The organism is Flavobacterium koreense (assembly GCF_054776075.1).
In genome coordinates this window covers 446,442-459,051 of sequence record NZ_BAAHCF010000029.1, presented here as the reverse complement: position 1 = coordinate 459,051, position 12,610 = coordinate 446,442, and the positions used below count along the sequence as shown (strand labels likewise).

The 12,610-nt window shown below is 30.1% G+C and carries 12 protein-coding genes and 1 tRNA gene; 4 read left to right on the top strand and 9 right to left on the bottom strand.

Going from position 1 to position 12,610, the window contains the following annotated elements; all coding sequences use genetic code 11:
- Positions 1-29: 29 nt before the first annotated feature.
- The 3 genes from ACYU7A_RS10360 to ACYU7A_RS10350 form a co-directional block, all read right to left on the bottom strand.
- Entirely contained in the window at positions 30-839 is an 810-nt protein-coding gene (locus ACYU7A_RS10360) for a sulfite exporter TauE/SafE family protein (protein WP_460576332.1), read from the bottom strand.
- A 64-nt stretch (positions 840-903) separates the two neighbouring features.
- Positions 904-1,533 carry a Crp/Fnr family transcriptional regulator gene (locus tag ACYU7A_RS10355; protein ID WP_460576330.1) on the bottom strand — a complete coding sequence of 210 codons (630 nt, stop codon included), beginning with the start codon at positions 1,531-1,533 and terminating at the stop codon, positions 904-906.
- Positions 1,534-1,535: 2 nt separating this feature from the next.
- The gene (locus tag ACYU7A_RS10350; RefSeq protein WP_344816709.1) at positions 1,536-1,991 is read right to left on the bottom strand and encodes a DUF1801 domain-containing protein; all 456 of its coding nucleotides are present in this window, start codon (positions 1,989-1,991) and stop codon (positions 1,536-1,538) included.
- Positions 1,992-2,099: 108 nt separating this feature from the next.
- Between ACYU7A_RS10350 and ACYU7A_RS10345 the strand changes: the two genes are divergently transcribed.
- Together ACYU7A_RS10345 and ACYU7A_RS10340 are read left to right on the top strand one after the other, a co-directional pair.
- On the top strand, positions 2,100-3,218 hold the full coding sequence (locus ACYU7A_RS10345; protein ID WP_460576328.1) for a DUF3667 domain-containing protein: 1,119 nt from the start codon (positions 2,100-2,102) through the stop codon (positions 3,216-3,218).
- A 99-nt stretch (positions 3,219-3,317) separates the two neighbouring features.
- On the top strand, positions 3,318-4,349 hold the full coding sequence (locus ACYU7A_RS10340; RefSeq protein ID WP_460576326.1) for a M28 family metallopeptidase: 1,032 nt from the start codon (positions 3,318-3,320) through the stop codon (positions 4,347-4,349).
- 43 nt (positions 4,350-4,392) lie between these two features.
- Here the strand turns inward: ACYU7A_RS10340 and ACYU7A_RS10335 are convergent, their stop codons facing one another.
- Positions 4,393-4,854, bottom strand: coding sequence for a hypothetical protein (locus ACYU7A_RS10335; RefSeq protein ID WP_344816712.1), 462 nt, complete (start codon positions 4,852-4,854; stop codon positions 4,393-4,395).
- Between the two features lie 120 nt (positions 4,855-4,974).
- Here ACYU7A_RS10335 and lpxD point away from each other — a divergent pair, with 120 nt between their 5' ends.
- The gene (gene lpxD, locus ACYU7A_RS10330) at positions 4,975-5,964 is read left to right on the top strand and encodes a UDP-3-O-(3-hydroxymyristoyl)glucosamine N-acyltransferase (protein WP_460576324.1); all 990 of its coding nucleotides are present in this window, start codon (positions 4,975-4,977) and stop codon (positions 5,962-5,964) included.
- A gap of 61 nt (positions 5,965-6,025) precedes the next feature.
- Here the strand turns inward: lpxD and ACYU7A_RS10325 are convergent.
- From ACYU7A_RS10325 to ACYU7A_RS10310, 4 genes are all read right to left on the bottom strand, one after another.
- A tRNA-His gene (locus ACYU7A_RS10325) sits at positions 6,026-6,099 on the bottom strand.
- 63 nt (positions 6,100-6,162) lie between these two features.
- On the bottom strand, positions 6,163-6,879 hold the full coding sequence (gene bshB1 / locus ACYU7A_RS10320) for a bacillithiol biosynthesis deacetylase BshB1 (RefSeq protein ID WP_460576322.1): 717 nt from the start codon (positions 6,877-6,879) through the stop codon (positions 6,163-6,165).
- Between the two features lie 29 nt (positions 6,880-6,908).
- Positions 6,909-7,967, bottom strand: a complete 1,059-nt coding sequence (locus ACYU7A_RS10315; RefSeq protein ID WP_460576320.1) for an isochorismate synthase — start codon at positions 7,965-7,967, stop codon at positions 6,909-6,911.
- The gene (locus tag ACYU7A_RS10310) at positions 7,964-8,392 is read right to left on the bottom strand and encodes a hotdog fold thioesterase (RefSeq protein ID WP_460576319.1); all 429 of its coding nucleotides are present in this window, start codon (positions 8,390-8,392) and stop codon (positions 7,964-7,966) included. The genes ACYU7A_RS10315 and ACYU7A_RS10310 overlap by 4 nt, the downstream gene beginning before the upstream one ends.
- 131 nt (positions 8,393-8,523) lie before the next feature.
- Between ACYU7A_RS10310 and ACYU7A_RS10305 the strand changes: the two genes are divergently transcribed.
- Positions 8,524-10,155: a hypothetical protein gene (locus ACYU7A_RS10305; protein WP_460576317.1), complete on the top strand. Its 1,632-nt coding sequence runs from the start codon at positions 8,524-8,526 to the stop codon at positions 10,153-10,155.
- Between the two features lie 6 nt (positions 10,156-10,161).
- On the opposite strand, the gene ACYU7A_RS10300 is transcribed toward ACYU7A_RS10305, so the two are convergent.
- Positions 10,162-12,516 (bottom strand): DUF7619 domain-containing protein, encoded by a 2,355-nt coding sequence (locus tag ACYU7A_RS10300; protein ID WP_460576315.1) that lies wholly within the window; start codon positions 12,514-12,516, stop codon positions 10,162-10,164.
- Positions 12,517-12,610: the final 94 nt, after the last annotated feature.

The following is a 12,610-nucleotide window of genomic DNA, read 5'->3' as shown; positions in this document are numbered from 1 at the left end:
GAACAAAAAATTAGAAAATATGATAAATATCAGATGTTACCAATGAAAGTCTCCTTGATGATAATGTAAATTCCCATGGCGAGAACGAACCATCCGAAACCTGTTTTGAGTTTTTCTCCTTCAATTTTTTTAGAAAGATAACTTCCTATAAAAACACCAATTATAGAGCAAACTGTGAAGATTATAATTAAATTCCAATCCAAATTTTGTTCTGGACGAATATCACCAATAAAACCTATTAATGATTGAACTGAAACAATAAAAAGTGATGTTCCAACTGCCATTTTCATTGGAGTTTTTGCTAAAAACAATAAGGCAGGAATGATTAAAAATCCGCCACCAGCGCCAACGAATCCTGCTACCAATCCTATAAAAAGTCCTTGAGAAAAAATTGCAATGTAGTTTAGTTTAGAATCATCATTAACTATTTTTTCTTTTAAAGGTTTTATCATTCTAAGTGATGCCGCAATCATAACAATGGCAAAAACAACCATTATCAAAACCGATTTATGCAATGTAAATGAAGTTGTTGAAAAGATAACTTCAGGAATATTGGGCACAATGAATTTTCGCGTTAAGAAAACTGCAAGAATTGTAGGAACACCAAATATTAGTACTTTTTTAAAATCGACTAATTGTTGTTTTGCCTTTTGAACACCACCAAATAATGCTGTTGTTCCAACTACAAATAAAGAATAGGCAGTTGCTAAAATAGGCTCGACACCCATAACATATACTAAAATGGGAACCGATAAAATTGATCCGCCACTTCCTATTAAACCAAGAGTGATTCCAACAAAAACTGCTAAAATGTATCCAATTATATGAGATATTTCCATTTACTAAATTTTGCTGGACAAAGGTTCGTATTTATACTTTTAAATTGGGTAACTATTGTTACAATTATTCAACAATTTCGATGGAAGCTCTGTGTAATTTTATTCTTCCTTCGTTTTCTAAAGCTTTTAGCAATCTTGAAATTACTACACGTGAAGTATGTAAATCATAAGCAATTTCTTGATGTGTGTTTTGAACGTGATTTGTTTTATTGATTTTTGCTTTCTCAAAAAGATAATTCAAAAGACGTTCGTCCATATTCATAAATGCCAAATTATCAATTGCTGTTAGCATTTCTTTCAATCGATTATTGTAGCTATTGAAAACAAAATTGCGCCATGATTTGTATTTCCCTAACCATTCTTCCATTTTATTGACTGGAATCATGATTAGTTTCACATCGGTTTCGGCAACGGCTTTAATTTCGCTTTTAGTATCTCCAAGGCAGCAAGCCATTGTCATGGCACAAGTATCTCCTTTTTCTATGAAGTATAATAATAGTTCTCCTTCATCAAAATCTTCTCTTAGAATTTTGATTGCGCCTTTCAATAATAATGGCATATTTTTGATATAATCACCAAAATCTATCAGCACATCTCCTTCCTTAAAATCGTAGATTCTTGCCACTTGGGCTATTTCTTCAAGAAGTTTTTCTTCAAAAATGGCACTGTAATTTTCTTTTACTATATCTAACATTATTATTTTTTTAGGTTTTTTTCATAGTCAGAAATCCATTGTTCAACAGTAACTTTTGAAAGTAATTCTCCAATTAAATCATAAGGAATATCGTTCATTTTCTTAAAGCGTATGCAACTTTTTCCCATATCTAATTTGGATTTACAATATTTAGGATATTCAGCCGAAAACCAATCGTGTAAATTTTTATCAGAATAAACCATCATATGATAGATGTTTATAGAATTCTTTTGAGAAGCGATAGCAAAAAAAGGCAAAGGCAATTCAGGTGTACAATGATAACCATTTGGATAAATAGAATGTGGTACAACATAACCCAACATACCATAACTAATTTGCTCTTCAAAACCTTTTGGAAGATTTTGTAACGTTATTTCACGAAGTTTTGACATAGCTTCTCTTCTGTCTTCTGGAAGTTCTGCTAAATATTGTTCAGGAGTTGTAGCTTTTGATTGCATATTCTAAATGTATTTGTAACAAAAATAAAATTTTATAACTAATTAATAGTATCAAAAGTAAAACTAATTTTTTTTAATAGCTTTACAACATAAAATATCGTTTACTTTATGTCGCACAAAAGTCCTTTAAGAGAAGATAAAACTTGTTTGAATTGCAATCACGTTGTTGCTGGTCGTTTTTGTCCCAACTGTGGTCAAGAAAACACTGAATCTCGTAAAACTTTTCATCATTTGTTTATACACTTCTTTGAGGATTTAACACATTATGAAAATGCTTTTTGGAAAACGATTAAAAATCTTTTATTACGTCCAGCATCATTAACTAAAGAATATTTATCGGGAAAACGATTGTCTTACCTTGCTCCTGTTAGGTTGTATATTTTTATAAGTTTTGTTACGTTTTTTCTAATTTCACTTTTACCAAGTAATATTGCTGAAGAGATAAAAGCTGATGAAGCTAAAACCAAACCAAAAATTACAAAAACTGCTGGTGGATTGGTTAAAATTACAAATAATACATCTACTTTTAATGCAGATACTCTAAAATTATCACCACAAGGATTAAAATTAAAATCCTTATTTAAAGAAGGAAAACTAACTCAAAAGGAATTCGATACACTACTTACTTACACCCAAAAATCGGAAGACAAACAAGTTAATTTTTCTTTTGGAGGACAAATATTCAAATCCTTACACGAGATGGATTCAATACAAAAATATGGTAAAAAAAAGTTGCATCCTGTTAGTTATTGGTTTGCAAGAAAGTTAATGAAAGTAACTCAAAATAAAGACAATGAAGAAATAATTCCTGCATTTATAGAATCTTTCAAACGCAACATTCCAAAAGCATTATTTATTTACATGCCTTTATTTGCCTTTTTATTATGGCTCTTTTATGATAAAAAGAAATGGTACTATTTTGATCATGGTATTTTTACTTTGCATTACTTTTCTTTCATGCTTTTAATAATTTTAATTTCAACATTTTTAATTAGATTTATTTATCTATTTGGAGAAAATGGAGTTACAGAAACCATTGATTTTATATTGAATTTAATTATTCCTATTTGGTTTATATTTTACTTTTACAGAGCAAGTAAAAATTTCTATCAAGGTAATCGAATAACATCATTCATAAAAAGTAGTTTGCTTCTATTTCTAAATACAATTTTGATGTTTTTTGTTTTACTCTTTTTTATAATCTATTCATTCATAACCATACATTAAAATATGAAATCGCCACTAACAACAAGTTTGTTGTAAACAAAAACCAATGATTAAAAAGGCGATACCATATGTTACCTCTAAAAAATAAAATTTAAACATATGAAAAAAATACTAATTACAGGTTTAGCGCTAATACTATTATCGTGTTCTGGAACTCAAAATAGTCCATCTACCAAAACGACTAAACCCTTAGATGTTAATAGCTATATTAACTCAATCTCTTCTGAAGAACTTAAAACAAGTCTTACCATTGTTGCTTCTGATGAAATGCAAGGAAGAGAAACTGGAAGTGAAGGTCAAAAAAAAGCTGGACAATATCTTATTGAACAATATAAGAAAAACGGAATTCCTTTTCCGAAAGGAGCTGATAGTTATTATCAAAAAGTTCCAGCAGCTTATTTGAACGAAAAGCAAAATGAAAACCTTCCTGATTCTGAGAACATTTGGGCTTTTATTGAAGGTTCAGAAAAACCAGATGAAATCATTGTTATTTCAGCTCATTACGATCACGTTGGAATGAAAAACGGCGAAATTTACAATGGCGCAGATGATGATGGCTCTGGAACTGTGGCACTTTTAGAAATAGCTCAAGCTTTTCAAAAAGCAAAGAAAGAAGGTCACGGACCAAAACGTTCCATACTAATACTTCACGTAACTGGAGAAGAACACGGATTGCATGGCTCAAGATATTATTCTGAAAATCCTTTGTTTCCTTTAGCTAATACTGTTGCTGATGTAAATATTGACATGATTGGACGTCGTGATGAAGCACATGCTGATTCAAACAATTATGTTTATGTAATTGGTTCCGATTATCTTTCAACCGATTTATACAATATTTGCGAAGCAGTAAATAATAAATACACCAAATTAACTTTGGATTATAAATACAATGACAGAAACGATAAAAACCGTTTTTACTATCGTTCCGACCATTACAACTTTGCTAAAAATGGAATTCCATCAGTATTTTTATTCAACGGAACTCACGCAGATTATCATAAACCTACTGATGAAGTTGATAAAATTGAATTTGATGCATTAGCAAAAAGAACCCAATTAGCCTTTTCAATTGCATGGGAAATAGCCAACAGAAAAGATAGAATTGTCGTTGATAAAGATGGTAAATAGATTATAAAAGAAAGCTCCGATTAATGTCGGAGCTTTTTTTGTATTAGAATTTTGAAATAAATTCCTTTAATAATTTTTCTGAAAAAAATAAAGACGAATAAGAATCGTGTGCTTGTGGATTATTTAATTCAAAATCGGCTAATTTATCTAGATATAATTTCAGTTGTTCTTTGGTTAATAGATTTCTATAATCTTGCTCTTGACGAATCAAGGTTTTAATATATAGAGCCGTATCTCTTTCATCTTCGGAAACATTCATTTTGTTATAAATAACTAATAATTCTTTATATTGACTAATGAATAAATCCTTGAAAATTGGATTTTGTTCTTCTGTATAATTTACAATTCCGAAAGTAATTCTACCTTTTGTTTGCCAGAACATAGTTTCACCTTCTGCACCTTTGGCAACAAAATTTTGCATCACAGCAACTTTAAGCTTAATTGCTCTTTCAATCTGTCCAAAGGTTAAGATTGGAGCTAAAAATAATATTAATAAATATTTCATCTTTTAAAATTATAGAAACAAAAGTAAAATATTTTCAAAAATAAATAAGGCATTTAACTAATAATTAGTGAATATGAAAACTATTTACTTAATTTGAAAGCTATAACCAAACCAAATTAAATGAAAAATTATACAATTCAGGAAATTAATGCCATTCTAAATGGTGAAATTATCGGAACTACCAACAACACGATAACTGCTCCAGAGCAATTAGAAGTAGCTACTGAAAATGAAATTTCTTTCATTGGAAATAAAAAATACGAAAAATATTGGGCAGCTTCAAAAGCTTGTGCTGCAATAGTAAACCAAGATATTTCAATAGAACCAGGTGAAAATCGAGTGTTCATAAAAGTAAAAAATGCCGATTTAGCGATGTCTCAAGTTCTTGAGATGTTTGCTCCACCTGCTCCACAATTTAGTCACGAAATTCATCCAACAGCTACCATTGATGCTTCTGCAAAAATTGGAAATGGTTCTAGAATTGGAGCTGGATGTTATGTTGGTCCAAATGTAGTTTTAGGCGAAAATGTTACTTTATATCCTAATGTAACCATTCTTGACGAATCGACTATTGGAAACAATACTGTGATTTGGCCTGGAGCTGTGGTACGTGAAAGATGTCATGTTGGTGCCTATTGTATTTTACATCCTAATTGTACTATTGGCGCTGATGGCTTTGGCTTTAGACCATGTCCTGAAAGAGGATTGGCTAAAATTCCACAAATTGGTAATGTAATACTTGGGAATAATGTAGAAATTGGAGCCAATTCAAGTGTTGATAGAGGCAAATTCAGTTCAACAATTCTTGGTGATGGATGTAAGATTGATAATTTAGTTCAAATTGGACACAATAGTAAACTTGGAAAATTCTGTATCATGGCAGGAAATAGCGGTCTTGCTGGTTCAGTAACTTTAGGAAATGGAGTTATGATTGGAGGAAGTGCTTCTATAAAAGACCATTTAACTATTGGTGACAGAGCTATAGTTGGAGCAGGTTCTGGAGTTGCAGCCGATGTTGAAGCAGGAAAAACTGTTTTAGGATATCCAGCAGTAGACGCTCGAACAGCCTTAAAACAATGGGCAATTTTAAAACGAATGGCTACAGAATAACTATTAATTAAACTATATAAACGAAAAAAGCCTTGAATTTCTTCAAGGCTTTTTAATTAAGGGTGGCTGACCGGGTTCGAACCGGCGACCCTCGGCACCACAAACCAATACTCTAACCAGCTGAGCTACAACCACCATTTTTAACGAGTGCAAATGTATTGCAAAAGTTTTATTTTACAAAGAAAAATTTAAAAAAAATTATTTCAAATCACTTAAGCTATTGACTGTCAAATATCTTTCTACAGTATATCCTTCAGCGTAAGCAACACCTGTTATTCTTCCTAAGTCTTGGGCTCTATATTTTACACTATCTAAGAAATTTTTCGAACTTATAGGAGACTCTGGTTCTTTAGAATTTGGATCATAAAATTGTGAGCCATATGCTAAAATTGATTCCATTTTAACTTCCATAAAACCTGAAATATCTACTACAAAATCAGGTTCCAAATTTTTCCATTGAATGTAATGATATACAACTTTTGGTCGCCAAGCACTTTGCTTTTCACCATTACATTCTGTTTCAATCATTCGTAAACCTGATAAAAAACAAGCGTCTGAAACTAATTTACTTCCTTTTCCATGATCGATATGTCTATCATCAATAGCGTTACAAAGCACGATTTCAGGTTGGTACTTTCTTATCATTTCGATGATTTTCAACTGATGTGCTTCATCGTTTACAAAGAAACCATCTCGCATATCAAGATTTTCTCTAACAGAAACACCCAGAATTTGAGAAGCCTTAGCTGATTCCGAATTACGAATTTCAACGGAACCACGAGTTCCTAATTCACCACGAGTCAAATCGATAATTCCGACTTTCTTCCCAAGAGAAATTTCTTTTGCAATAGTTCCGCTACAACCCAATTCGACATCGTCTGGATGAGCGCCAAATGCTAATATATCTAGTTTCATTTTTAATATTGTGTAATGATTATCTAATTTTATAATACACTTTTAATAGTCAAAGACTTATTTTGTGTTTCTATAAATTCTTTTTCAGGATTACTATCTTTTGTAATTCCGCAACCAATATATAAATTTACTTCTTTATTTTCAATTTTCATGCATCGCAAGTTCACAAATAAATCCGTTTGTTCTTCTTTAAAGGTTTGAAAATCCTTATTCCATTCTCCTAAAAATCCTGCATAAAATTCTCTATTATAACCTTCGCTTTCAAGAATAAATTGTTTGGCAACCTCTTTTGGAAATCCGCAAACAGCTGGTGTTGGATGTAATGAATCGATAATATTTGAAATACTATTCCTATCCTCAACTTCAGCTTGAATGTCTGTTTTAAGATGCACTAAATTTCCAGCTTGCTGATTATAAGGTTTTGAATAAGTTACATTTTCTGAAAAAGATTTTAAATTATTTACAATGAAATCGGTAACTATTTGCTGTTCTGAAATTTCTTTATCTTGCCATTTAACTAATTCTAAACCAGTATTTAATTGTGTACCAGCTAAAGAAACAGTTTTAATTAAATTTTCGTCAATTTTTAAAAACTGTTCCGGTGTTGCACCCATCCAAAAACCAATTTTAGGATGATAAAAACAATATTTAAAAGCCGATTTATAATTAAATAGTAGTTTTTTAAAAACCAATTCAATATCGAAATTATCAACTTGTGTGGTTTCTTTTCTTGATAAAACTACTTTTTCAAATGTGCAATTTTGTATAGAGTCAATTCCTTTTTTTACTAAACTCTCAAACTTATTTTTATCCTCTAAATTGGTTTCTGATTTAAAAGTATTTTCAAGAATAAAATCAGAATTTGAAACTTCTTCAAAATAAATATCCGAATTATCTTCAGGAATTAAATACCGCTTTTGATTATCAAAAGATACAAATGCGAAACCACTTTTATCATTTTCAAGCTCAAACAACGCATCATTTTTCTGAAGAAAAGCAATTATCTTGTCGGAATTGGGTTTGCAATAACTAACAAATGGAAGCTTGTTATTGAACTGCTCTTTTACTTTTTGAAATAAGAAACTCATCGTCCTTTACTTGGTAAAATCATGTTCGTTAATTTACATAACGATATTAATCTATCGGCTTCATCTACAATTCTTATTTCCCAAAGATGAATACTTGCTCCTTTGTGAAGGATTTTTGCGGTTGCTGTTACTATTCCTTCACGTTTACTTCTAACATGATTGGCTGAAATCTCTATACCACGAACTTCTTGTTTTTCTGGATTAACAAACATGATGGAAGCTGCACTTCCAACGCTTTCTGCTAAAGCAACAGAAGCACCACCATGCAACAATCCCATGGGTTGATGCACTCTTGGATTTACAGGCATCGTTGCCACCAGAAAATCTTCTCCAGCGTCGATGTATTCAATCTCTAATGTTTGCATCAAGGTATTTTTAGACCACTCGTTACATAGTTGTAACATCTTCTCTTTATCAAATGACATAGCAATAATTTTATACAAAATTAGTCATTTTTAAATTACTTGATTAGGAAGTAAACTAATAAGTAACTTTTGACGTTATCTATTTTTGAAATTTCAAATTATTACATACATTTACCAAAATTCAGTGATCCATGCGTAAATTACTTTTTTTATTATTTATAACTATTGCTCTAAGTTCTTGTAGAAAAGACTTTGAATTTGAACCGAATACAGGCGGATTATCATTTTCAAAAGATACGGTTTATCTTGATACGGTTTTTACTAACATTGGTTCAAGTACCTACAGATTAAAAGTTTACAACAAAAGTGACAAAGACATCTCAATTCCTAAAGTTCAATTAGGAAAAGGCATCAACTCTAAATACCGATTAATGATTGACGGAATGACTGGAGATGCTGGTGCTCAAGGTAAAATCTTTAGTAATGTTGAATTACTTGCTAAAGACAGTTTGTTCATTTTCATTGAAGTTACAAGTGATGTAGCAAGTGCTAATCCTACTGATTTTCTTTACACTGACCAAATACAATTTACTAATGTAACTGGAGCGCCGCAAACGGTTGAATTGGTTACTTTAATTCAAGATGCTTATTTTATTTATCCAAATCGTACACAGAATGTTGATAATTCATATACCTACGAAAATATATCTTTAGGATTGGATACTGACGGAAATGAAATTAAACTCATAGGAAGTAATTTAAGTGAAACCGATCCTGTAAATGGTGATGAACTCCATTGGACCAATGTAAAACCCTATGTAGTTTATGGCAATGCTTTAGTTCCGAATGGAAAAACATTAGTTGTTGATGCTGGAGCCAGAGTACATTTTCATGCTAATTCAAGTTTGATAGTCAATCAAAATGCATCTATTCAAGTAAATGGAGGAAATCCACCTGCCAACAATCCTGAGAATATAACCAATGAAGTTATTTTTGAAGGAGACAGATTAGAACCTTTATTTGCAAATGTTCCAGGACAATGGGGATCAATAATAATTTTATCTGAGTTAAATACTAACACCATTAATCATCTTACTATAAAAAATGCTACTGTTGGATTATTAGCTCAAAAAAGATTATTAGATGAAGACGATATCCACCAACCAAAGGTTACAATAACCAATTCTCAAATATACAATTGTTCCAATGTAGGTATCTTAGGTAGAGACGCACAAATTACTGGTTCTAACTTAGTTGTCAACTATTGTGGTGAAGCAAGTTTGGCAGCAACTCTTGGTGGTTCCTATAATTTTACACATTGTACCTTTAACAATAATTGGAATAGCTCAAGTCAGGTTGCTGTACTTTTGAGTAATTATTTAGAAACATCTACCGCGCTTTACGTTAGTGATTTAAATGTAGCAAACTTTAACAACTGTATTATATATGGAAGTAATCAAATCGAAATGTTTCTTGATAAAATATCCCCAACTCTTTTACCATCGAGTGTTAACGTTCTATTTAATTACAAATTCAATCATTGTTTGATTAAATTCAACAATATCAACAACCAGTTTACAAACAATCCAATGTATAATTTTAGCGACACTAGTCCTACTTCAAATTATACTTCTTGCTCTATTGCAACTAATTCTTCTACATTTAATCCAAAATTTAAGAATGTAGCTAAAAATAAATTATGGCTAAGCGAAGCTTGGAATACAGCAATGACAAATGATGCTGTATTTAGCTCTTTCAATGATATTGTTGGCAATTCACGAAGTTCTAATGTTGCATTGGGTGCTTATCAATTTGTTCCTTAAATTTATTTACTCTTTTAGAAATTGACAATTTGACAAACCTAAATTTGAAATGATTTTCACAAAGTAACTACCTGTTTTTAATTCAGAAACATCAATAAACCCATTTGGATTAGTAACTACTAAGACTAATTGACCTAAAGAATTATAAATATTAATTGAAGAAACATCAATATCTTTTTTTACTTTAAAATTCAATTTACTATTTGCTGGATTTGGATATAATGTTATATAATCAGTAAATTCAAAATCAGTTTTATTTAAATTTTGAATTGTTGTTAAAGTGGTGTTTGTTTCAATAGGAAAATTATAATCAAAATAAATATTAGCATTATTACTAAATGTATCTCCAATTGATAAACTTGGTAATGTCTTGATTTTAAATGCTACATAACCATCATTATTTGCATCATCAAAAGGCAATTGTATATTTTCAAAAATAAATTCAACAATAGTACCATTTGATATTTTAGTAACGAATGGATGGCTTGAGCTTGTTGGAGTTAAAGTATTAATATCAAACTTAGTAGCGTCAATAATATCTTTTACAACTATGTTCTCTGCAGGAAAAGTTCCAGTATTTTCAAATCGAATTACATAGTGAATATAATTTCCTATTACTTCAGCTCCAACCACATCACCTTCTATACAAGTTTTGTCATTAGGATCATAGGAACCAACCACAGTTTGTTTAAAATTTATTCTATTGTCTAGTATATACGAATCACCAGAAAGAGGGTTGATAATAACTATAAAATTTAATTGATCACCAATATTTACTGCTGGAGTTTCTGTTGGTGAATTAATATTCATTGTAATTATAATTTCTCTTGTTTCAAATGGTGCTAAATCAGAATAATTATAAATTAACTCACCAGTAGATATCGTTGTATAGGATGGCGTTGAGGAAACAAAATCCATTTTATTGTCTTCAAAATCTAATACAACGGAACCTGACAAAGTAGTATTTCCTTTATTTTTATATAGTATTTTATAAGTTGCATCAAAACCTGGTCTTGCTGGAAGTAATGGTATAATTACTACTTCCAAATCATTATAAACTCCATTGGGTGTAATGCAAAAATTTTGAATAATTGGATTACTCGCATTTGGAAGTGTAACTTGTAAACTTGATGGAGCTACATTAAAATAAGTTGGATTTTCTAAAATTGGAGTAATGGTATGTGTACCTTGACCAACAAAAATTGAATAATCACCTGAAGTATTAGCAATTATATTTCCTGATGAAAACCCATCAGTAATATTAAAATTTAAATTTGGAAATAGTACATCATTACTATCACAACCATTTACGTTAGAATCAAATTTTTGACTCCCTTGTATGGTGTAATAATTTCCACCTGGAGTAAATGAACAATAGGAATTTACATTACATGCAACACCATTAAAATAACTGGATACAACATCAAATTCGAATTCATCACAACAAACATAGCCTATGTTATCGTTTCCATCAGTTATCATACCGAAATTATCATATAATCCATTCTTACAATAAATATTATTCAAATTATTATATCTCAAATCTATACTATAAAGAAATGTGTTACTTTGATATCCTTTACAAACATCGTTTAAATTAATAGAAGTTATTTGATTGTTATTACAAAAAATTGTCCTTAACCATACCAATCCTGAAAGATCTATTTGTGTCAATAGATTATTTGGGGCATATAATGTCTCCAAAAAAAATAAATTTGAAACATTTAAATTTTCAATATTATTAAACCCACATCCTAATGTTTTTAATAAAGAATTATTGGATAAATCAATTGTATTCAGCAAAGGATTCCAACTACATTCTAAAACTTCTAAATTTGGAAGTGTATTTAGATTAAGACTTGAAAGTTGATTATAAATACAACCTAAAGATTTTAAAGAAGGTGCATTAGTATTCAAATTAGTAATTTGATTAAAGGAACAATCAACTATTTCAATGTTTGGGAAATAAGACAAATCAACATTTGTTAACATGTTTTCACTACAATACAATTCTTTTAAATTAGATAATCCAATAATATTCAAACTACTAACTTGATGTCCTGAACATCTAAAAAATTCTAAATTAACAAAGCTTCCAAGTCCTACTAAACTTGATATGTAATTATAATCAAATGCAGATCTTAAAACATCAATATATAAAACATTTGAAGCCTCATTTAGTTCTATTTGCTGGTTATTATTTTGGTCAATTTTAAAATAGTTTCCCGATAGATTTTTAGCTATATAGTTTGTAACATCTGCCTGTAAAAGTTTTGCTTTAAAATTAGCATCAGGAATATTAACAATTTGGCTATTTACTTGTAAAACAACAAGCAGGAAAAGAAAATATATTTTTCTCATATCTATAAATAATTTAGTACAAATATAATGATTTATAAATTTCAAGAATGCATTGTCAAAAACTCGTTAAAAACTATTTGCTTCTTTTTTGGCA

Coding starts and splice junctions, on each gene's coding strand:
- ACYU7A_RS10360 (WP_460576332.1), bottom strand. CDS start 839: ATGGAAATATCTCATATAATTGGATACATTTTAGCAGTTTTTGTTGGA.
- ACYU7A_RS10355 (WP_460576330.1), bottom strand. CDS start 1,533: ATGTTAGATATAGTAAAAGAAAATTACAGTGCCATTTTTGAAGAAAAA.
- ACYU7A_RS10350 (WP_344816709.1), bottom strand. CDS start 1,991: ATGCAATCAAAAGCTACAACTCCTGAACAATATTTAGCAGAACTTCCA.
- ACYU7A_RS10345 (WP_460576328.1), top strand. CDS start 2,100: ATGTCGCACAAAAGTCCTTTAAGAGAAGATAAAACTTGTTTGAATTGC.
- ACYU7A_RS10340 (WP_460576326.1), top strand. CDS start 3,318: ATGAAAAAAATACTAATTACAGGTTTAGCGCTAATACTATTATCGTGT.
- ACYU7A_RS10335 (WP_344816712.1), bottom strand. CDS start 4,854: ATGAAATATTTATTAATATTATTTTTAGCTCCAATCTTAACCTTTGGA.
- lpxD (WP_460576324.1), top strand. CDS start 4,975: ATGAAAAATTATACAATTCAGGAAATTAATGCCATTCTAAATGGTGAA.
- bshB1 (WP_460576322.1), bottom strand. CDS start 6,879: ATGAAACTAGATATATTAGCATTTGGCGCTCATCCAGACGATGTCGAA.
- ACYU7A_RS10315 (WP_460576320.1), bottom strand. CDS start 7,967: ATGAGTTTCTTATTTCAAAAAGTAAAAGAGCAGTTCAATAACAAGCTT.
- ACYU7A_RS10310 (WP_460576319.1), bottom strand. CDS start 8,392: ATGTCATTTGATAAAGAGAAGATGTTACAACTATGTAACGAGTGGTCT.
- ACYU7A_RS10305 (WP_460576317.1), top strand. CDS start 8,524: ATGCGTAAATTACTTTTTTTATTATTTATAACTATTGCTCTAAGTTCT.
- ACYU7A_RS10300 (WP_460576315.1), bottom strand. CDS start 12,516: ATGAGAAAAATATATTTTCTTTTCCTGCTTGTTGTTTTACAAGTAAAT.